Source organism: Streptomyces sp. NPDC092045 (assembly GCF_044756005.1).
In the GTDB taxonomy this organism is placed as follows: Bacteria; Actinomycetota; Actinomycetes; order Streptomycetales; family Streptomycetaceae; genus Streptomyces.
Genome location: NZ_JBIVSC010000001.1, coordinates 923,806 through 942,129, shown reverse-complemented (window position 1 = coordinate 942,129; position 18,324 = coordinate 923,806). Strand labels below are relative to the sequence as shown.

Genomic DNA, 18,324 nt, shown 5'->3' with positions numbered 1-18,324 from the left:
CCTTCGCCCCACCCTCCTCGAAACGGACCGTCATGAGCCTCCCCGCCGTCCCGCCCTACCCGATGCCCCGCCCCGACGACCTGCCGGCCAACCGGGTGGACTGGACCGTCGACCCGGACCGCGCCGTGCTCCTCGTGCACGACCTCCAGAACCACTTCCTCACCCCGTTCGACGCGGAGGCGGAGCCGCTCACCGCGCTGCTCGCCAATCTGAACCGGCTCCGCGAGGAGGCCGCCCGGCTCGGCGTGCCCGTCGTCTACACCGCCCAGCCCGGCGGGCAGACGCCCGAGCAGCGCGGCCTCCAGCAGGACTTCTGGGGCCCCGGCGTCCCGGACGACCCGCACGCCGTGGCCATCGCGGACGCCGTCGCGCCCGAGCCCGGCGACATCCGCCTCACCAAGTGGAAGTACAGCGCCTTCGTCCGCACCGACCTCCTGGAGCTGCTGCGCGAGCAGGGCCGCGACCAGCTCGTGGTCACGGGCGTGTACGCGCACATCGGGGTCCTCATGACGGCCTGCGACGCGTGGATGAGCGACATCCGGGCCTTCGTCGTCGCGGACGCCGTGGCCGACTTCTCCGAGCGCGAGCACCGGATGGCCCTGGAGTGGGCGGCGGGCCGCTGCGCCGTCGTCACGACGACCGACCGGGTCTTCTGACCCGCCGTGCGCCACGAGGAGGTCCCCGGCCATCCGGGAGTGGTGACGGCCCGCGTGTCGGAGGCCGCGGGCCCGGCCCGCGCGCTCGCGTCCGTCCTGGACGACGAGGAGCGCGCCCGGGCCGCCCGCTTCCGCTTCCCGGCGGACGCGGACCGGCACCGGGTCGCCCACGTGCTGCTCCGGCTGGTCCTGGGCCGTCACGTGGGCGAGCCCCCCGGGCGGCTCGTCCTCCTCGGACGGCCGTGCGCCGGCTGCGGCGGCCCGCGGGCCTTCCCGGCCTCCCGGCCTCCCGGCCCGTGGCCCCTCACGGCCTTCCCGCCGCTGGTCCTTCCCGGTCTCCCGGCCTTCCGGCCCGTGACCCCTCACGGCCTTCCCGCCCACGGCGCTTCCGGCCTTCCCGTCCGTCGCCCCGCCCGGCTCCCGGCGCCCCGCGACTCTCCGTCGTCACCCGACCGCGGCGCTCCGTTCACCCGCATGGGCCACCGGGTTCCGGGCACCCGGGGGAAGGGGTCTTGCGGGGGGTCACGCGACGGAGAGGGAACCATCCATGGCTTCTGAAGTGTCCCGGGCCTCCTCACCAGGCCCGGAAGGGTCGTCGACGGTCACCACGGCCGTCCCCGCCCGCCTCGACCGGCTGCCGTGGTCGCGGTGGCACTGGATGATCGTGATCGGCCTCGGCACCGTCTGGATCCTGGACGGCCTGGAGGTCACGATCGTCGGCAACGTCGCCGGCCGCATCGCCGAGGACGGCAGCGGCCTCGACATCACCGCCGCGCAGATCACCGGCGTCGCCGCGGCCCTGTACGTGGCGGGCGCCTGCTCGGGCGCGCTGTTCTTCGGCTGGCTGACCGACCGCTACGGCCGCAAACGCCTCTTCATGGTGACGCTGGTCGTCTACCTGGCGGCGACCGCGATGACGGCGCTGTCGTTCGAGTCCTGGTGGTTCTTCCTCTTCCGGTTCCTCACCGGCTTCGGCATCGGCGGCGAGTACGCGGCCATCAACTCCGCCATCGACGAGCTGATCCCGTCGCACTACCGCGGCCGGGTCGACCTCATCATCAACGGAAGCTACTGGCTGGGCGCGATCGGCGGCTCCCTGCTGTCCATCGTGATGCTGGACACCGACATCTTCCCGAAGGACCTCGGCTGGCGGCTCAGCTTCGCCCTCGGCGTCGTCCTCGGCCTGGTCATCCTCCTGGTGCGCCGGCACGTCCCGGAGAGTCCCCGGTGGCAGTTCATCCACGGCCGGGGCGACGAGGCGGAGGAACTCGTCGGCGCCGTGGAGAAGGAGATCGAGAAGGAGAAGGGCGTCCGGCTGCCCCCGCCGGACCGCGAGATCACCATCCACCAGCGCAAGAGCATCGGCTTCGGCCTGATCGCCAAGACGGTCTTCCGCTCCTACCCGCGCCGGGCGGTCCTCGGGCTCTCGCTCTTCATCGGGCAGGCGTTCCTCTACAACGCCATCACGTTCGGCTTCGGCACCATCCTGATCACCTTCTTCGACGTGCCCACGGGCAGCACCGGCTACTACTTCGCCGTGATCGCCGCGGGCAACTTCATGGGGCCGCTGCTGCTCGGCAAGCTCTTCGACACGGTCGGCCGCCGGATCATGATCTCGTCGACGTACCTGCTCTCCGGCATCCTCCTGTTCGGCACGGCCTGGCTCTTCGACCGCGGCTCGCTGACGGCCACGACGATGACGGCCTGCTGGTGCGTGGTGCTGTTCTTCGCGTCGGCGGGCGCGTCCAGCGCGTACCTGACGGTCTCCGAGATCTTCCCCATGGAGACCCGCGCGATGGCCATCGCCTTCTTCTACGCCCTCGGCACGGCGGCCGGCGGCATCAGCGGCCCGCTGCTCTTCGCCGACCTGACCGCGTCCGGCGTCGTCGGCGACACGGTCCTCGCCTTCCAGATCGGGGCCGGGCTGATGTGCGCCGCCGGCCTCGTCGCCGCCTTCCTGGCGGTCAACGCCGAGCGCCGCTCCCTGGAGGACATCGCGGAACCCCTGTCGACGGCGCGGCCGGCCTCCTCCACGGACGCCTGAGGTCCGGTGCCCGGCACCCGATGTCCCCGGGGGACGTTTGGATCCCCGAAATCGGCGCAAACGTTCGATGTAAGCGTTCGATAAGTACGGAACGGGCCGCACGGCACACGCGAAGGAGACGGCACCATGGGAATCATCGCTTGGATCGTCATCGGACTGCTGGCGGGCCTCATCGCGAAGGCCCTGACCCCCGGGCGCGACCCGGGCGGGTTCATCATCACCACGCTGCTCGGCATCGCGGGCGGCCTCCTCGGCGGCTGGCTCGGCAAGGTGATCTTCGGGGTCGACTCCATCGACGGCTTCTTCGAGCTGTCGACCTGGATCGCGGCCATCATCGGCTCGGTGATCCTGCTCCTCCTCTACCGCCTCTTCACCAACGGCTCGCGACGCCGCGCGTGACGGCGTGAGGCCAGGTCACCCGGCCCTCCGCACGCTCCGCGCACGACGCGCGCACGGCCCTCCCCGGGCCCCGCACACGGCCCCGTCCCCGGCTCCCCCGAGGGCGGGGCCGACGCGCGTCCGGCGGCCGGAGGTCCGCTCCCCCGGCCCGTCCGCTACCGTGGGGCGCGCTTTCCGCCCGGGCCGACCGCGTCCGGGCGCTCCGTCCCGCACGCCGAGGAGGTCCGTGTGCCGCCCGTCACCCCCACCGGCGCGCCCGCGGGCCGCGGCGTTCCACTGACGCCCCGAAAACCCGCCGGACGCGCTCGGCCGACCCCCGCCTCCCGGATCTTTTCCGGAAAGCCGGGGGATTTCTGTTATCGGCCCGGCCCCCGGCGGTCTCCCATGTGTTGGCCCCCGAGGACGACCGGAACAGGCAGGGTGATTCGAGCATGAGTACACGGCAGCTCACGGAGCTGGTCAGGGCCGCGCAGAGCGGGGATCCGCAGGCGCAGGACCGCCTCCTCACCCACCACCTGCCGCTGGTCTACAACATCGTGGGCCGGGCGATGAACGGCCACCACGACGTGGACGACGTCGTGCAGGAGACGATGCTGCGGGCGCTCGCCGGGCTCGGCGACCTGCGCGCCCCGGACAGCTTCAGGTCCTGGCTGGTGGCCATCGCGATGAACGTCGTCCGGGGCCACTGGCACCGGCAGCAGAACTCCTTCGTCACGGGCGGCCTCGACGACGCCCGCGACCTGCCCCAGCCGGGCGCCGACTTCGTCGGCCTGACCGTGGTCCGGCTGAACCTGTCGGGCCAGCGGCGCGAGACCGCCGAGGCGACCCGCTGGCTGGAGCCGGACGACAGGGCCCTGCTGTCCCTGTGGTGGCTGGAGTGCACGGGCGACCTGACCCGCCACGAGGTGGCCTCGGCCCTCCAGCTCTCCCCCGAGCACACGGCGGTGCGCGTCCAGCGCATGAAGGCGCAGCTGGACGCCGCCCGGGTCGTCGTGCGGGCCCTCACCGAGAACCCGCTCTGCCCCGACCTGCGGTACGAGCTCGGCGGATGGGACGGGCGCCCCTCCGGGCTCTGGCGCAAGCGAATAGCCAGGCACGCCCGCGCGTGCGCCCACTGCGCCGGCCTCTCCCACGGCCTCTACCCGGCCGAGGGCCTGCTCGCCGGACTGCTCCTCGTCCCTCCGGCCGGACTGCTGCTCGCGGCCTTCCGCGAGCGGGCCGGCCTCGACCTCGCCACCGCGACCGCCCCGCTCGGCACCCCCGCGTACGAGCCGGCCCCGTACGGACAGATGCCGTACGGACAGGGTTCGTACGGGCAGACCCCGTACGGCCGGACCTCCTACGAGCAGACCCCCTACGAGCAGACCTCCTACGAGCAGGCCCCGTACGGGCAGCCGGAAGCGGCCGGACACCAGGGCGGTCACCGGCAGCCGGAGCCGACCGGCCACGGGACGACCCCGCCCGGCGGACACGCCCACGAACCGGCCGGGCACTCCCACGAGTCGGCGGAGTACGCGTACGAGCCGTCGGAACCGGCCGGACACGAGTCGGCGGGAACGCCCGGACCGCCCTCCTCCCCCGCCGTCGGTGCCCGCGGCGCCCGCGCCACGCGCCGCCGCAGGCGGGAGCAGCAGCAGCGCGGACGCCGGCGCGTGGCCATCGCCGCGAGCATGGCGGTGGCCGCCGTCACCGGAGGGGCCTTCACCCTGGTCAACGGTCCCGACGAGGACGACCTGACGGCCCTGGACGCGCCGCGCGCCTCGACCGTGGACCTCACGGTCCCCGCGTCGGCCCCGGCCGGAGGACCGACGGCGGCCACCGCCTCGGTCACGCCCACGGCCACCCCGTCGGGCACGCCCCGCCCCAGCAGGACCGTCTCCGCCAAGCCCGGGGCCACCGCGTCGGCGTCGGCCCCGGCCACCACGACGGCCGCCGCCCCGCAGACCTCGCGGCCGGCCGCGGACAAGCCGACCCGCAGGCCCACGCGGGCGCCCGTCACGAAGGAGCCGACGACCCCGAGCCGTCCCACGGCCACGAAGCAGGACTCCGGCCACAGCTCCGTCGAGGAGCAGGTGATCGCCCTGGTCAACGCCGAGCGGGCCAAGGAGGGCTGCGGCGCCGTCACCGGGAACCCGCTCCTGGCGAAGGCCGCCCAGGGCCACTCCGACGACATGGCCGCGCGGGACTTCTTCGACCACACCAACCCGGACGGCGCCGGGCCCGGCGAGCGCGTCACGGCCACCGGGTACGGCTGGTCCACCTACGGCGAGAACATCGCGATGGGCCAGCGGACGGCGGAGCAGGTGATGGAGTCCTGGATGAACAGCCCCGGCCACCGCGCGAACATACTGAACTGCTCGTTCAAGGAGCTGGGCGTCGGCCTGCACACGGGTGACGGCGGCCCCTACTGGACCCAGGTCTTCGGCGCGCGCTGACCCCGGGTCCCGCACCGGGTCCGGCAGCGGGGTTACGGTCGGTGGCATGGTGGGTGATCGTCAAGGGTGGCTCCGGTGCCTGCTCGGCGGGGCCGTGTTCGTCGTGGGAATGGCCGGCACCACGCTGCCGACCCCGCTCTACCCGCTCTACCAGGAGGAGTTCGGGTTCTCCGAGCTGACCGTGACCGTGGTGTACGCCGTGTACGCCTTCGGGGTCATCGGAGTGCTGCTCCTGGCGGGCAACGCCTCGGACACGGTCGGCAGGCGCCCGACGCTGCTGTGGGGCCTCGGGTTCGCGGTGGCGAGCGCCGTCTGCTTCCTGTGCGCCGACAGCCTGGGGTGGCTGTACGCGGGCCGGCTGCTCTCGGGTCTGTCGGCGGGCCTGTTCACGGGCGCGGCCACCGCCTACGTCATGGACCTGGCGCCGCCGGGCGGCGCGTCCCGGGCGACGCTCGTGGCGACGGCCGCCAACATGGGCGGCCTCGGCTGCGGCCCCCTGCTCGCGGGACTGCTCGCGGAGTACGCCCCCGAGCCCCTGCTGCTCCCGTTCGCCGTGCACCTCGCCCTGGCGGTCCTTTCGGCCGCCGTCGTCCTGCGGCTGCCGGAGACCGTGCGGGAGGTCCGGCCGCTGTCCGCCGTACGGCCCCGGTGGCCCGCCCTGCCCGCGCCGGTCCGCCCGGTGTTCGTGCCGGCGGCGCTCGCCTCCTTCGTCGGCTTCGCCCTGTTCGGGGTGTTCACCTCGGTCAGCCCCGCCTTCCTGGCGCGCTTCCTGCACGTGGACAACCACGCCGTGACCGGTCTGGTCGTGGCCCTGGCCTTCTTCTCCTCCACCGCCGGGCAGTTCGCCGTCGGCCGCGTCGGGGTGCCCCGGTCCCTGCCCCTGGGCTGCGCCGTGCTCTTCGCGGGGCTCGCCCTCCTGGCGGGCGCGCTCGCCACCGAGCTGTTCGCGCTCGTCATACTGGCCGCCGTCGTCGGCGGCGCCGGACAGGGCCTGACCTTCCGCGCGGCCCTGTCCGCCGTCGCCGGGGCCGCGCCGGAGGACCGGCGCGCGGCGGTGATCTCGACCCTGTTCCTGGTCGCGTACACGGGGATCTCGCTCCCCGTGATCGGCGTCGGCCTCCTGAGCGGGCCGCTCGGTCTGGAGCGGGCCGGCCTGGTGTTCACCGGCTGCATGCTGCTGCTCGTCGCCTGCGCCGCCGCCTACCTGCTCCGGCGGCCGGTGGGACCGGGGACCCGGTAGGCCGGCGAAGGCCTCACGGCAGGATCTCCACGTACCCGTCGGTCCCGTGCACGCGGATCCGCCGCCCGTCCTCGATCAGCCGGGTGGCCCCGGCCACGCCCACGACGGCCGGCAGGCCGTACTCCCGGGCGATCACGGCCCCGTGGGTCATCAGGCCGCCGACCTCCGTGACCAGGCCCGCGATGCCGACGAACACGGGCGACCAGCTCGGGTCGGTGAAGGCCGTGACCAGGATGTCGCCCGCTTCGAGGTCGGCCTCCTCCATGTCGAGGACGACACGGGCCCTGCCCTCGACGGTGCCGGCGGAGACCGGCAGCCCGGCGAGGGCGCCGTCCGGGACGTCGTCCCGCCGGTAGGACCCGTCGAGGGCCTCGCCGTCCGAGGTCAGCACCCGGGGCGGGGTGAGCGCGCGGTACGCCCGGAACGCCTCCTCGCGCCGCCGGACGAGCCCCTCCTCGACCCGCCCCGTGCGCACGGCCTCGTGGAACTCCTGGAACGTGAGGTGGAAGACGTCCTCCGGCTCGGCGACGACACCGGCCCGTGCGAGGCGCCCGGCCTCCTCCATCAGGGCCCGCTTGTAGACGGCGTAGCGGCTGACGATGCCGTACTTCGGATACTCGCGGTATCCGGCGAAGGTCCGGACCCGGTCGATCATCCGCTTGGTCTCGTCGGCCTTCCGCTCCCCGTCGGGCAGGGCCCGCAGCCGGGTCAGGACGTCCCGCTCCTTCTCCAGGGCCGTCCGCCGGCCCTGCTCGAAGCGCCGTTCGGCGGCGCCGGGGCCGAAGTTCCGGACGTTGTCGAGGAGCGCGGGCAGGAGGGCGGTGGGGCGCTCGCGCCAGCGCGGCCTGGTGATGTCGATCTCGCCGACGCAGCGCATGCCGTACCGGTCGAGGTAGGCCTCCAGGGCGTCGCGCGCGCCGGTCCCGCCGGGGAGCTTCGGCAGCGCGTCGAGGAAGCCGTCGTCCTCGGCGCCCTCCAGGAGGGCCACGACCTCCGGGTGGGGGCGGATCGCGTCGGCGACGTCGAGCAGGGCGAGGCCCATCTCCGAGGTGACGTTGCCGGGGGCGGACAGCGTCAGCGCGTCGGCCGCGTTCTTCTCGCCCAGCCACTCGAAGAGCTTGTCGTTGAGCCACCAGGTGGCCTCCATGCCCGCCGTGAGCACCCGGAAGCTCAGCGGATCGCCGAGGACCCGCTTGTGCTCCTCGAAGGCTTCGAGGAGGAAGGCGAACAGCTCCGGCCCGCTCTTCGTCCGGATGTCGCGCTCCAGGGCGGCGACGGACGCCCGGCTGCGCCCGATCAGCCCGGTGACGATCGCCGGGTCGGTCTCGACCGGGGCGGGCGCGCTCCCGGGCGCGGGCGCGGCGGGGGTTTCGTCCGGCAGGGACGGGACGAATCCCTCGCGGTCGAGGACGGTCTCCAGGGCGTCCCTGATCAGCGGGTCGCCCCTCCCGACGAGGTCCAGGAGCGCGGCGCGGCTCGCGGGCGTGGCCAGGCGCCGGGTGACGTCGACGAACAGCCTCCCGCCGGCCTCGTGCATCGGCACCATGGCCGTGAGCTGCCACATGGAGTACCCCAGGGGCTTCATGGCGTCGGTCATCATCTGCTGGTGTCCGACCGAGACGTAGACGTGGTTCTCCCCGTCGCCGGCCTCGGGAACGGGGAACAGCGTGGTGATCGGCCGGCTCTGGACGATCACGAAGTCGTCGTCGACCAGGCACCACTCGATGTCCTGCGGGCGGCCGAAGCGCTCCTCGATCCGCCGTCCGAGCCGCACGAGCCGCACGACCTGCTCGTGCGTCAGCGCCGGCCGCTCCCGCTCCTCCGCGTCGGCCTCCGCCTCCCGCGTGCCGCCGCCGGGCGGGGCGTGGAGGGCGTGCCGTTCGGCGGCGGTCGTCGCGGCGACGACCCGGTCGTCCCGCACGGTGAAGACGTCCGGGTCCACCAGGCCGGAGACCAGGGCCTCGCCGAGCCCGAGTCCGGCGTCCACCGTGGCGGTCCTCCGGTCGCCCGTGACCGGGTCGGCCGTGAACAGGACGCCGGCCGCGCGGGGGAAGGCCATCCGCTGGACGACCACGGCCATGCGGACCGTGCGGTGGTCGATGCCGTTGCGGTGGCGGTAGACGACGGCCCGCTCGGTGAACAGCGAGGCCCAGCAGCGGACGACGTGCCGGAGGACCTCCTCCGGGCCCACGACGTTCAGGTGGCTGTCCTGCTGGCCGGCGAAGGAGGCCGTCGGCAGGTCCTCCGCCGTGGCGCTGGAGCGGACGGCGTAGGCCTCGTGCTCGCCGAACCGGGCCAGCGCGCCGGTGACCGCCTCCGCGACGTCGTCCGGGACGGCGGTCGCCCCGACGGCGCCCCGGATCTCCGCGCAGACCGCGCGGACCGCGTCCCGGTCGCCCCGGTCCTCCGGGTCCAGGAGGGACAGCCGGTCGAGCAGCCCGTCGAGCGCCGGCGTCCCCTCCACGGCCCGCCGGAAGGCGTCCGTGGTCACGCAGAACCCGGCCGGTACGCGGACGCCGTCGAGCCGCGACAGCGCGCCCAGGTGCGCGCCCTTGCCGCCGACGAGCGCGATCCGCGTCTCGTCGATCTCCTGGAGGTCCCACACGTACCGCGCGTTCATCGCGCTCCTCTTTTCGCAGGTCGTGGCCGAGGCCGACGATTCTGCGCCACGACGGGGGCCTTGCCGCAAGCCCCCCGGTGCGCTATACGTTGAACAGGGCGAGGAGAGCGATCTCCTCGCCTTCGCCGTTCTCCCTCCGGGCCGACCGACGTTGTCAGTGGGGCCCGATAGCTTCGGAGTTGTTCGAGAAGCTGTGCGAGAGGGGCGGACTCATGGGTGTCCGGCATGCGTTGAGGGTCGTACTGGTCGACGTGAACGCCGAGGTGGTGGCGGCCTGGCGGTCCGCGTTCGCGGACACGCCCGAGGTCGAGATCCGGCGGGGCTCCCTCCTGGACGCCGACGTCGACGCGTGGGTGTCCCCCACCAACGCCGGGGGCCGGATGGACGGCGGTGTCGACGCCGTCGTCAAGCGGTACCTCGGCGCCGGCATCCAGGTGCGGGTGCAGCGGGCGATCCGCGAGCGGTTCGGGGGGAGCCTGCCGGTGGGCAGCGCCGTGTGCGTCCCGTCCGGGGCCGCCGTGCCCCGCTATCTGATCTCGACGCCGACCATGCGCCGGTCCTCGCAGGACGTCGGCGAGACCATGAACGTGGCCCTGGCGTGCGCGGCCGCCTTCCAGGCGGTGCACCTGCAGAACCGGGCGGAGCCCGGCAGCGTCCGGTCGGTGGCGCTGGTCGGTCTGGGGGCGCAGACGGGACGGGTGCCCGCGCAGGTGTGCGCCAATCTGATGTGGACGGGCTACACCCTGTTCCAGGACCACGGGTTCGCGGACTACGACGAGTTGAGGGCCGCGGTACTGGGGCAGCTCGACGACATCCGGGGAGCGGGGTCCGCGCGGCGGGTCCGGATCGACGTGCCGCGGCGGCCCTCCTTTCGCCGCTGACCCGAGGACGCCGCAGACCTCGCAGGACCCGCAGGTCCCCCACGCCGCCGCCCCCGTCCCTTCCGTACCGAACCCCGGGAGTTCCGCCCCCATGAGCGATGCCGACGTCTCCGCCGCCGACGATCCGCTGAAGCTGGCCGAGCTGTTCACCGGCGGCGGCGAGCCGTGGCTGCCGCTGCTCGCCCCGGTGATCGGGGCGCAGCCGGGCGCCGCCGACTTCATCGGCCCGGGGCGGAGCCCGGAGGTGGTGCCGGTGAGGGAGCTGACGTTCCAGGCCCTCAAGCCGCATCCGCCGCACCAGTGGAAGGTGGTCGCCTTCGGCCAGAACCCGTATCCGCGGGCGGAGAGCGCGACCGGCATCGCGATGTTCGACAACACCTTCAACGACTGGAAGGACAGCCGGTTCGGCCGGGTGGTCAGCATCCGCTGCATCATCAAGGCCGCCGCGATGTGGAAGTACGGCATCGTCAAGAAGACGCCGATCGCCGACGTCCGGGCCCTGCTGAAGAAGGAGGACACGGTTCCGCCGCCGGAGTGGTTCCAGGCGATGCTGACCCAGGGCGTACTGCTGCTCAACGCGTCCCTGACGGCCAGCGCGGACGGGTCGGTGCCGACCGACCGGCACACCGCCTTCTGGCGGCCCGTGGCCGAGCAGATCGTGGAGGAGATCCTCCGGGCCAAGCAGGAGGCCCCGGAGGAGGACCGGGGCGTGGTGTTCGCCTGGTGGGGCGCGCACGCCCGGAGCCTGAAGCGGGTCGTCCAGCGGCTGGAGAAGAAGTACCCGGGGGTCGAGGTCCGGCACCTGGACCACGCGAACCCGGCGGCGCAGGGGGACGTGTTCTGCGAGGGCGACCACTTCGCCCGGGTGAACGACGCCCTGGCGGCGGTGGGCGCCGAGCCGGTCGACTGGCTTCCGGCGAAGGGCTGGGACCGGGAGGCGGCGGGGTCCGGCGGGCCGGAGGGCGGTGGGGTCGCGGAGCGGATGGGGGCGTTCATCGCGTCGACGATGGAGCTGCACCAGCTCTATCTGGAGCGGCTCACGAGCGTCAAGGACGAGGGTCTCGTCCTGCCGCCGATCACCGGTGTGTTCGACACGCCGCTGATGGGCTTCCGGAAGGCCGTCGAGCCGGTGGCGCGGGTGCTCCGGAACCTGGACCGGCACGTCGAGCGGTCGAGCCTGTTCGGGGAGGCCAGGGCCGCGTCGGGGCAGGACGCCGGCGGGCTGTCGGCCGACGCGATCTCGGCGCTCCACCTGTACACGTGCGAGTCGGCGTTCTACCGCGAGATCAACGCCGTGCTGCGGTCCCCGGACCGGGAGCGGCTGGTGCCGTACCTGCCGTACCTGCGGCTGCTGTTCTCGGCGGTGGCGGAGCTGCCGGCGCGGAAGGAGCCCCTGTGGCGGGGCGTGGCGCTGGACCTGCGGTCGCAGTACCCGGTGGGGCGGACGGTGACCTGGTGGGGCGTGTCCTCGTGCACGTCCGAACCGGCCGTGGCCCGGGGGTTCCTGGGGAACCGGGGGAAGCGGACCCTGTTCGAGGTGACGCCGGCGAGGGCGGTGGGGATCCGGCGGTTCTCCGCGTTCACCGGCGAGGAGGAGTACATCCTCACGCCGGGAACGCGGTTGGAGGTGACGGAGGTGAAGGCCGAGCGCGGGGGCCTGTACACGGTGCGGCTGACGGAGCTGGAGGGCCCGGGCCCGGTGTCCTGACCGGCCGCTCCCGACCGGCCGCCTCGGAGCGGGCCGCCTCGGGGCGGCCCATCCCGGAGCCGTGCGGCTCGGAGCAGTCCGACGATGCGGGGCGGGGCGTAGACGTGGCGGGCGAGGTGCTCGCCGCCGCAGCGGACGACGAGGTCCCGGTGCGGGCCGGGGTCCCGCTCGCGGGCGATCCGCTCCCGGTGGCGGGCGCGGGTCTCGCAGGCGGTGTCCCAGTCGGGCAGGAGACCGCGGTGGCGGACGGCGAGGTGGGCGCCGAGGGCGATCCGGGTGGTGACGGTGCTGTCGAACGGGTCCCCGTCGACGCCGCGCTCGCCGGTGAGGCGGAGTGCGGCGATCCGGCCGCCGACGCTCCGCATGGTTCGGCAGAGGCCGGCGCACCCGTCGCAGTCCCACGTCCGGGGCGGAGGCAGGGGCCACTCGTGGCCGGGGTCGATCTCGTCCGGGCTCGTGGAAGGCACAACAGTGCGCGGGAGCCGGGGCGCCGGGCCCTTCACCCGATACAGGGGCCACCGCCCGGTACCGGGGGCGCGGTGAACCCGGGCGCGCCGTGAAGCCCTCCGGCGGAACGTCCAACTCCGCCGGACGGGGAGCCCGTTGGGTAGGGTCGGAGGCCGGAGAAAGGACGATCTTGCCCCTCACGACACTGCTGATACCCACCCCGGACGGCCGGGCCGACGCCTTCGCCGCCTTCCCCGACGGCGGCGGACGGCACCCCGGGGTCCTGCTGTACACGGACGCCTTCGGCAGCCGGCCCGTCCTGGAGGAACTGGCCCGCGAGCTGGCCGGACACGGGTACTACGTGCTGGTGCCCCATCTCCACTACCGGCACGGCCCCGCCCCGGTGGTCGAACTCCCCGCGCACATCGACGCGGAGACCCGGCCCGCGCTCTTCGAGCAGCTGCTCCCCGTCGTCGAGACGCACACCACCGAGCGCGCCCTGCGGGACGCCGAGGCCTACCTCGGGTTCCTCACCGCCCGGCCCGAGGTCGGGGACGGACCGGTCGCCGCGATCGGCTACTGCCTGGGGGCCGTCCTGGCGCTGCGCACCGCGGCGGCCCGTCCCGACCTGGTGGCGGCGGTCGCCGGGTTCCACCCCAGCCCCCTCGTCACCGACGCGCCCGACAGTCCGCACCTCCTCGCCCCGGCCCTCGCCGCCGAGGTCCACATCGGCCTCGCCGGGAACGACATGACGCCCGGGACGATCGACGCGCTCGGCCGGGCCCTGAAGGAGGCGGGCGTGGAGCACACCTGCGAGGTCTACCCCGGTTCCCTCCACGGCTTCGCCATGGCGGACACCGACGCCTTCGACGCGCCCTCCCTGCGGCGCCACTGGGACCGGCTGCTCCCCCTCCTCGACCGCACCCTGAACCGGGGCCGGGAGCGACCCGCCCCCTGACGGCCGCCCGGACGGCGGTGCCGGCCGGGCGGCGGCACAGGGGAACGGCCTCACCGGAAGGGGGGGCGGTGAGGCCGTTCGGTTCCCATGGGGGGGAAGCGAGGGAGGGAGCCGTCACTCCATGGGGGCGAGCATGCCCTTGCGGAGACGGGCCAGGTTGCGGGAGAGCAGCCGGGAGACCTGCATCTGGGAGATGCCGAGCCTCTTGCCGATCTCCGACTGCGTCAGCTCCTCCACGAACCGCAGGTGGATCAGCAGCCGGTCCCGCTCGCCGAGCTCGGCGACGAGGGGGGCGAGGGCGTGGAAGTCCTCGAAGAGCTCGAGTGCGGGGTCCTCTTCTCCTATGAGGTCGGCGAGCATGGCGCCGCCCTCCTCGCCCTCGCCGCCGACGGTGGCGTCGAGCGAGGTGGAGTTGTAGCCGTTGGAGGCGATCCGCGCCTCGATGACCTCGTCCTCGGAGAGGTTCATCAGGGCCGAGAGCTCCGCCACGCTCGGCGAACGGCCGAGGCGGGAGCTGAGCTCCTCCGTCGCCTTGGCCAGCTCCACGCGGGCCTCCTGGAGGCGGCGGGGAACGTGGACGGCCCAGGAGGTGTCGCGGAAGAACCTCTTGATCTCCCCGACGATGCAGGGGACGGCGAAGGTGGTGAACTCCACCTCGCGGGAGATGTCGAACCGGTCGATGGCCTTGATGAGGCCGATGGTGCCGACCTGGACGATGTCCTCCATGTCGTCGCCGCGGGCCCGGAAGCGGCCGGCCGCGTAGCGGACGAGCGACATGTTCATCTCGATCAGCGTGTTGCGGGCGTACTGGTACTCGGGCGTTCCCTCCTCCAGCACCGCCATCCGGTCGAAGAACACCTTCGACAGCTCGCGCGCGTCCTTCGGCGCCACCTTGCCGGGGGCTTCGAGTACGGGAAGGCCCCCCGCGGTCTTCTCGGCGCCGGTCTTCGTCTCCATCAGCACTGTGGTCGGCACTTCGATGACCCCCTCTTTCGTCGACAACCAGTCTTTCCCCCGGACCGCCCGCATACCCCGGCTCTCACGGAGCATGCACACCTTCTCGAAAATTTCTTTCCGAGGTGTGCGGACCCCTCGTCCGGGCGGTGTCAGACGAGGGCGAGGCGGGCCCTGACCCGCTTCCCCGAGGGGTGCGGCTCGACGCTGACGCTCTCGCAGACGGCGACGACGATCTCCACGCCGTGCTGGCCGATGCGGCCGGGGTCGTGGCCCCGGGGCACGGGAGAGGACTCCAGGCCGTCGAACACCGAGATCTCCAGGGCGTCCTCGAACAGTTCGAGCAGCAGGCGGCAGGGGCCGGGCGCGTGGCGCACGGCGTTGGTCACCAGCTCGCTGACCACCAGGCGCGCGAGGTCGACGCGCTCGCGGGCGACCGGCCGGCGTCCCGCGGCCGGTGAGGCGGTGAGGAAGTCGGCGGTGAAGTCGCGGGCGGACGCGACCATGCCGTCGTCGGCGTCCGCCCCGTCGTAGTCGACGCTCGCGTACAGCAAGGGCTCCTGTGTCGCGCGCTCCGTGGCGATCGCGTCCGTCATCGGCCTGCCTCCCCTCACACGGCTCGGTGCCGTGCTTCGTACCTCATCCCGCGCACCTTCCCTCCTTTGCGATTTCCACACCGTCCGCCTCCGAGAACGCGCGCACGACCGCACTCACACGGCGGAAGGGCCGGGAGGTCCTTCGCGATCCGCGGGCGGCCCGGCGGGCTCGCGACCGTGCCAGTCCAGACAGAGTACGAGAACGTCGTCCCGCAGTCCGCCGGGGGCTTCCTCGCGCAGCGCCCGGACGACGGCGCGGGGGGCGTCCGCGCAGGCCGTGCGGCGGGCCCCCTCGATCGCGCGGCGCACCGAACGGTCGAGGTCCGTGTCACCGCCGTCCGGCGGGGCCTCGCCCCGGTCGCAGGCGACGAAGACGAGCCGGTCGCCGGGGAGGACCCGGAGGCGCTGGGTGGTGTAGACGGTGTCCTCGAACATGCCGAGGGGCAGTTGGCGCTCCAGCTCGATCCGCTCGGTCGACGCGCCCCGGCCGCGCCAGACCGTGGGCGAGCCCGCGTCGACGACCAGCACCTCGCCGGTGGCGCGGGCGAAGCTCAGCAGGAGGGCGGAGAGGGACCGCTCGCCCCGGTGCTGCCCGTAGAGCGCCTGGTCGGTGAGGCTGGCCTGGCCGACCAGGTCGAGTCCGGCGCGCCGGGCGTTGCGGATGGCGTTCAGGGCGAGGCTGCCGAGCAGGGCGGACGAGGTGTCGGGCCCGGTGCCGTTGGCGACGACCAGGGTGAGCTCGTCCTCGGTCGCGCACCAGTCGAAGACGTGTCCGCCCGAGGTGTAGGAGGGCTCCCAGTGGGCGTGCAGGTCGAATTCCGGGCCGGTGCACGCCCGCCCGGGGAGCACGCCCCACTGCATCTCCGCCGGGACGCTGAGGGCGTGGGCCCTGCGCGTCCGGCGGTACAGGTCGGTGTGGCGGTCGGCGACGCGCAGGGCGTGTCCCAGCGTCTCGGCGATGTCGGCGAGCTCCTCGGTCACCGCGGGAGTGGCCAGGTCCGCGGGGAGGACGACCACGAGGACGCCGTACCGCTCGCCGCGAACCGTCACGGGAAGGCAAGCGGTCGCCGTGGGCCCGTCACCACCGAAAAGATATGGTTGCTGTGTGGAAAGTGCGCGACCTGCGGGCCCCGGCCCCACGGCCACGTGCGGCATCCCGTCCGGAGCCTGTACGGGCTCGACGGGACGCAGCGACGTGTACCCGTAGTCGAGGAGCAGGAGATCGGCGGAGAGCACGGCGAACCGCCGGGCCAGATCGACACGGAGGGAGTCCAGGAGGCGGTGTGGCGGCGCCCCGCGCAGCGCGCGTTCCACTGTCACGTGTCGATCCACCGAACCCGTACCGCCTTCTGGAGAGATGTGGAGATGACCGGCGCGTCGCGAGGCCGACGCCTTCGGCCCCGGACGCCTGAGGAGTGTCGATAGCCATGGACACGAACCCCGCCCCGTCCCCGCGGGAGCCGCAGGAGACGGCACAGGCCGCCCGGGAGCTCATCGAGCTTCTGGAGGTGCTGTGGGAGCGCGGCCGGGACATGGTGTCGTCGACACCGGTCTCGGCGTCCCAGCTCCGCGTGCTCTACAGCCTCGATCGCGAGGAGGGCATCAACCTCCGCGCGCTGGGGGAACTGCTCGGTTCCGCGCCGCCCTCGGTGAGCCGCATGTGCGACCGTCTGGAGGCGCTGGGGTTCGTGCAGCGGCTGCCCAGTCCGGTCAGCCGCCGGCAGCTCGAACTGCACCTGACCGTCCGCGGCAAGGCGTACCTGCGCGATCTGCGGGTCCAGCGGGAGGAGGCCCTGCTCGCGGTCATCTCCGGCATGACCCCGACGAGCCGCAAGGCGCTGCTGCGCGGGCTGGCGGGCTTCCAGGACGCGCTGGACAAGGAGAGACCGTCGGCGCCCCCGGTGCGCCGGGGCGCGCCGCTCAAAGACGTCCGGTCCGCCTGACCCCCGCGCGCTCCGCGCGCTGCCCGCTCACGTAGCCCCTGTCCCACTTGTCACCCTCTGCCCGCCCATGACGCGTCCACCCCGGACACGAGCCAGGTGTTGCACCAAGAATACAGTTGCCGCACGGCAACTGTTGACACCGGGCGTACGGGTGGGGTCGCGAAGGGCGGGTCAGGCCTCGGGGCCCGTCGGCGGGCCGCCCGCGGGCAGACCTGGACCGAGGAGACCGGGGTCCCGGTCGGATCCGTCCTCCTGCCGTCCGTACCAGTCGAGGCAGACGACGAGCGCGTCGTCCTCCAGCGGGGCGTCGCCGTGGTAAGCGGCGAGTTCGCGCAGCACCGCGCCCGGGACCTGCGAGGACGGCAGCAGCTTCGTGGCGGTGAGCGCGCGGGCCAGCGCCCGGTCCCCGTAGCTCTCCCCGTCGGGGGAGGCCGCGTCGTACACCCCGTCGCTGCCGAAGAGCAGCCGGTCCCCCGGGCGCACCACGAGCCGCTGCGGCGTGTAGACGGTGTCCTCGAACATGCCCAGGGGCAGCTGGGGCTCGAACGAGACGGGCTCGACGGAGCGGTCCCGCAGCCGCCACAGGCGCGGCGATCCGGCGTCCACGGCCTCCACCCCGCCCGTGGCGAGGTCGAAGCGCAGCAGGAGCACCGAGACGAAGGCCTCGCCGCGGTACTGCGCGTACACGGCCTGGTCCGCCAGGGCCGCCTGGTCGGCGAGGCCGAGGCCGGCGCGACGGGCGTTGCGGAGCGCGTTGATGGCGAGGTTCGACAGGAGGGCGGCCTCTATGCCCTCCCCCATGCCGTTGGTGACCGTGAGGGTCAGGTGGTCGGCGGAGGCCGACCAGTCGTAGTTGTCCCCGAAGATCGCGTAGGCGGGCTCCAGGTGCGCGCCGAGGGCGAACTCGGGGCGGACGCAGGAACGGCCCGGCAGGAGCTGCCACTGCATCTCGGCCGCCAGCGTCAGCCGGGTGGCCCGCCGCGCGAGGTCGTACAGGTCCGTGTCGCGCTCGGCCACCAGGATCTCGTGGCCGAGCGCGTCGCAGACGTGCAGCAGCTCGGGCAGCAGGGGCACGAGGTCGCCGCCCGGCGGCAGGACGACGGTGAGGACGCCCATCCGGTCTCCCCGGACGGTGACCGGCAGGTGCACGGAGACGGCCTCGGTGTCACGGGTGATGTACGGCTCCTGGGCGCCGAAGGCGCGCCCCTGCGGGCTGTCGTGGATGAGGATCGGCGGGGTCGCCTGGGGAACGCGTTCGACGAGCTGGAGCGACCGCAGCGCGTAGTCGGCGAGGCGGAGCTCCACCCGCAGCGCTCCGCACTGCCTGCGCAGGGCGTCCTCCACGACGCCCACCAGCAGGTGCGGAGCGGCCCGGCGCAGTGCCCGCTCGACACCGGTGATCTCGTCCACGTGTTCCGGCTTCTCCTTCTCGTCCCCGTCCGC

At 73.6% G+C, this 18,324-nt stretch carries 14 protein-coding genes; 9 read left to right on the top strand and 5 right to left on the bottom strand.

Features of this window, described 5'->3' with window-relative positions; translation table 11 throughout:
• Positions 1–32: 32 nt before the first annotated feature.
• From ACIQKA_RS04225 to ACIQKA_RS04205, 5 genes are all read left to right on the top strand, one after another.
• Positions 33–656: an isochorismatase family protein gene (locus ACIQKA_RS04225; protein WP_383429027.1), complete on the top strand. Its 624-nt coding sequence runs from the start codon at positions 33–35 to the stop codon at positions 654–656.
• 547 nt (positions 657–1,203) lie between these two features.
• Positions 1,204–2,700, top strand: coding sequence for an MFS transporter (locus ACIQKA_RS04220; RefSeq protein ID WP_383153169.1), 1,497 nt, complete (start codon positions 1,204–1,206; stop codon positions 2,698–2,700).
• Positions 2,701–2,826: 126 nt separating this feature from the next.
• Positions 2,827–3,099 carry a GlsB/YeaQ/YmgE family stress response membrane protein gene (locus tag ACIQKA_RS04215; RefSeq protein ID WP_383153170.1) on the top strand — a complete coding sequence of 91 codons (273 nt, stop codon included), beginning with the start codon at positions 2,827–2,829 and terminating at the stop codon, positions 3,097–3,099.
• A 431-nt stretch (positions 3,100–3,530) separates the two neighbouring features.
• Positions 3,531–5,534, top strand: a complete 2,004-nt coding sequence (locus tag ACIQKA_RS04210; RefSeq protein WP_402539904.1) for a sigma-70 family RNA polymerase sigma factor — start codon at positions 3,531–3,533, stop codon at positions 5,532–5,534.
• Between the two features lie 46 nt (positions 5,535–5,580).
• Positions 5,581–6,774, top strand: coding sequence for an MFS transporter (locus ACIQKA_RS04205; protein WP_402539902.1), 1,194 nt, complete (start codon positions 5,581–5,583; stop codon positions 6,772–6,774).
• Between the two features lie 13 nt (positions 6,775–6,787).
• Here ACIQKA_RS04205 and rph read toward each other — a convergent pair whose 3' ends face one another.
• Positions 6,788–9,394: a rifamycin-inactivating phosphotransferase gene (gene rph / locus ACIQKA_RS04200; RefSeq protein ID WP_402539900.1), complete on the bottom strand. Its 2,607-nt coding sequence runs from the start codon at positions 9,392–9,394 to the stop codon at positions 6,788–6,790.
• A gap of 212 nt (positions 9,395–9,606) precedes the next feature.
• Here rph and ACIQKA_RS04195 point away from each other — a divergent pair, with 212 nt between their 5' ends.
• The 3 genes from ACIQKA_RS04195 (at position 9,607) to ACIQKA_RS04185 (ending at position 13,388) form a co-directional block, all read left to right on the top strand.
• Positions 9,607–10,275 (top strand): macro domain-containing protein, encoded by a 669-nt coding sequence (locus ACIQKA_RS04195; RefSeq protein WP_383429015.1) that lies wholly within the window; start codon positions 9,607–9,609, stop codon positions 10,273–10,275.
• 91 nt (positions 10,276–10,366) lie between these two features.
• Positions 10,367–11,983 carry an ADP-ribosyltransferase domain-containing protein gene (locus ACIQKA_RS04190; RefSeq protein ID WP_402539898.1) on the top strand — a complete coding sequence of 539 codons (1,617 nt, stop codon included), beginning with the start codon at positions 10,367–10,369 and terminating at the stop codon, positions 11,981–11,983.
• Positions 11,984–12,620: 637 nt separating this feature from the next.
• On the top strand, positions 12,621–13,388 hold the full coding sequence (locus ACIQKA_RS04185) for a dienelactone hydrolase family protein (protein ID WP_391093712.1): 768 nt from the start codon (positions 12,621–12,623) through the stop codon (positions 13,386–13,388).
• 114 nt (positions 13,389–13,502) lie between these two features.
• Here the strand turns inward: ACIQKA_RS04185 and ACIQKA_RS04180 are convergent, their stop codons facing one another.
• From ACIQKA_RS04180 to ACIQKA_RS04170, 3 genes are all read right to left on the bottom strand, one after another.
• On the bottom strand, positions 13,503–14,345 hold the full coding sequence (locus ACIQKA_RS04180) for an RNA polymerase sigma factor SigF (protein ID WP_366373019.1): 843 nt from the start codon (positions 14,343–14,345) through the stop codon (positions 13,503–13,505).
• Positions 14,346–14,494: 149 nt separating this feature from the next.
• On the bottom strand, positions 14,495–14,938 hold the full coding sequence (locus tag ACIQKA_RS04175; RefSeq protein WP_383429010.1) for an ATP-binding protein: 444 nt from the start codon (positions 14,936–14,938) through the stop codon (positions 14,495–14,497).
• 114 nt (positions 14,939–15,052) lie between these two features.
• Positions 15,053–15,988: a PP2C family protein-serine/threonine phosphatase gene (locus ACIQKA_RS04170; RefSeq protein ID WP_402539897.1), complete on the bottom strand. Its 936-nt coding sequence runs from the start codon at positions 15,986–15,988 to the stop codon at positions 15,053–15,055.
• A 377-nt stretch (positions 15,989–16,365) separates the two neighbouring features.
• Between ACIQKA_RS04170 and ACIQKA_RS04165 the strand changes: the two genes are divergently transcribed.
• Positions 16,366–16,881 carry a MarR family transcriptional regulator gene (locus ACIQKA_RS04165; RefSeq protein ID WP_383153188.1) on the top strand — a complete coding sequence of 172 codons (516 nt, stop codon included), beginning with the start codon at positions 16,366–16,368 and terminating at the stop codon, positions 16,879–16,881.
• Between the two features lie 171 nt (positions 16,882–17,052).
• On the opposite strand, the gene ACIQKA_RS04160 is transcribed toward ACIQKA_RS04165, so the two are convergent.
• Positions 17,053–18,291, bottom strand: a complete 1,239-nt coding sequence (locus ACIQKA_RS04160) for a PP2C family protein-serine/threonine phosphatase (protein WP_402539895.1) — start codon at positions 18,289–18,291, stop codon at positions 17,053–17,055.
• Positions 18,292–18,324 lie beyond the last annotated feature (33 nt).

What these genes read in the sequence shown, in the direction of transcription:
- ACIQKA_RS04205 (WP_402539902.1), top strand. Translation starts at nt 5,581, where the DNA reads ATGGTGGGTGATCGTCAAGGGTGGCTCCGGTGCCTGCTCGGCGGGGCC.
- ACIQKA_RS04220 (WP_383153169.1), top strand. Translation starts at nt 1,204, where the DNA reads ATGGCTTCTGAAGTGTCCCGGGCCTCCTCACCAGGCCCGGAAGGGTCG.
- ACIQKA_RS04215 (WP_383153170.1), top strand. Translation starts at nt 2,827, where the DNA reads ATGGGAATCATCGCTTGGATCGTCATCGGACTGCTGGCGGGCCTCATC.
- ACIQKA_RS04175 (WP_383429010.1), bottom strand. Translation starts at nt 14,938, where the DNA reads ATGACGGACGCGATCGCCACGGAGCGCGCGACACAGGAGCCCTTGCTG.
- rph (WP_402539900.1), bottom strand. Translation starts at nt 9,394, where the DNA reads ATGAACGCGCGGTACGTGTGGGACCTCCAGGAGATCGACGAGACGCGG.
- ACIQKA_RS04195 (WP_383429015.1), top strand. Translation starts at nt 9,607, where the DNA reads ATGGGTGTCCGGCATGCGTTGAGGGTCGTACTGGTCGACGTGAACGCC.
- ACIQKA_RS04180 (WP_366373019.1), bottom strand. Translation starts at nt 14,345, where the DNA reads ATGGAGACGAAGACCGGCGCCGAGAAGACCGCGGGGGGCCTTCCCGTA.
- ACIQKA_RS04165 (WP_383153188.1), top strand. Translation starts at nt 16,366, where the DNA reads ATGGACACGAACCCCGCCCCGTCCCCGCGGGAGCCGCAGGAGACGGCA.
- ACIQKA_RS04210 (WP_402539904.1), top strand. Translation starts at nt 3,531, where the DNA reads ATGAGTACACGGCAGCTCACGGAGCTGGTCAGGGCCGCGCAGAGCGGG.
- ACIQKA_RS04190 (WP_402539898.1), top strand. Translation starts at nt 10,367, where the DNA reads ATGAGCGATGCCGACGTCTCCGCCGCCGACGATCCGCTGAAGCTGGCC.
- ACIQKA_RS04225 (WP_383429027.1), top strand. Translation starts at nt 33, where the DNA reads ATGAGCCTCCCCGCCGTCCCGCCCTACCCGATGCCCCGCCCCGACGAC.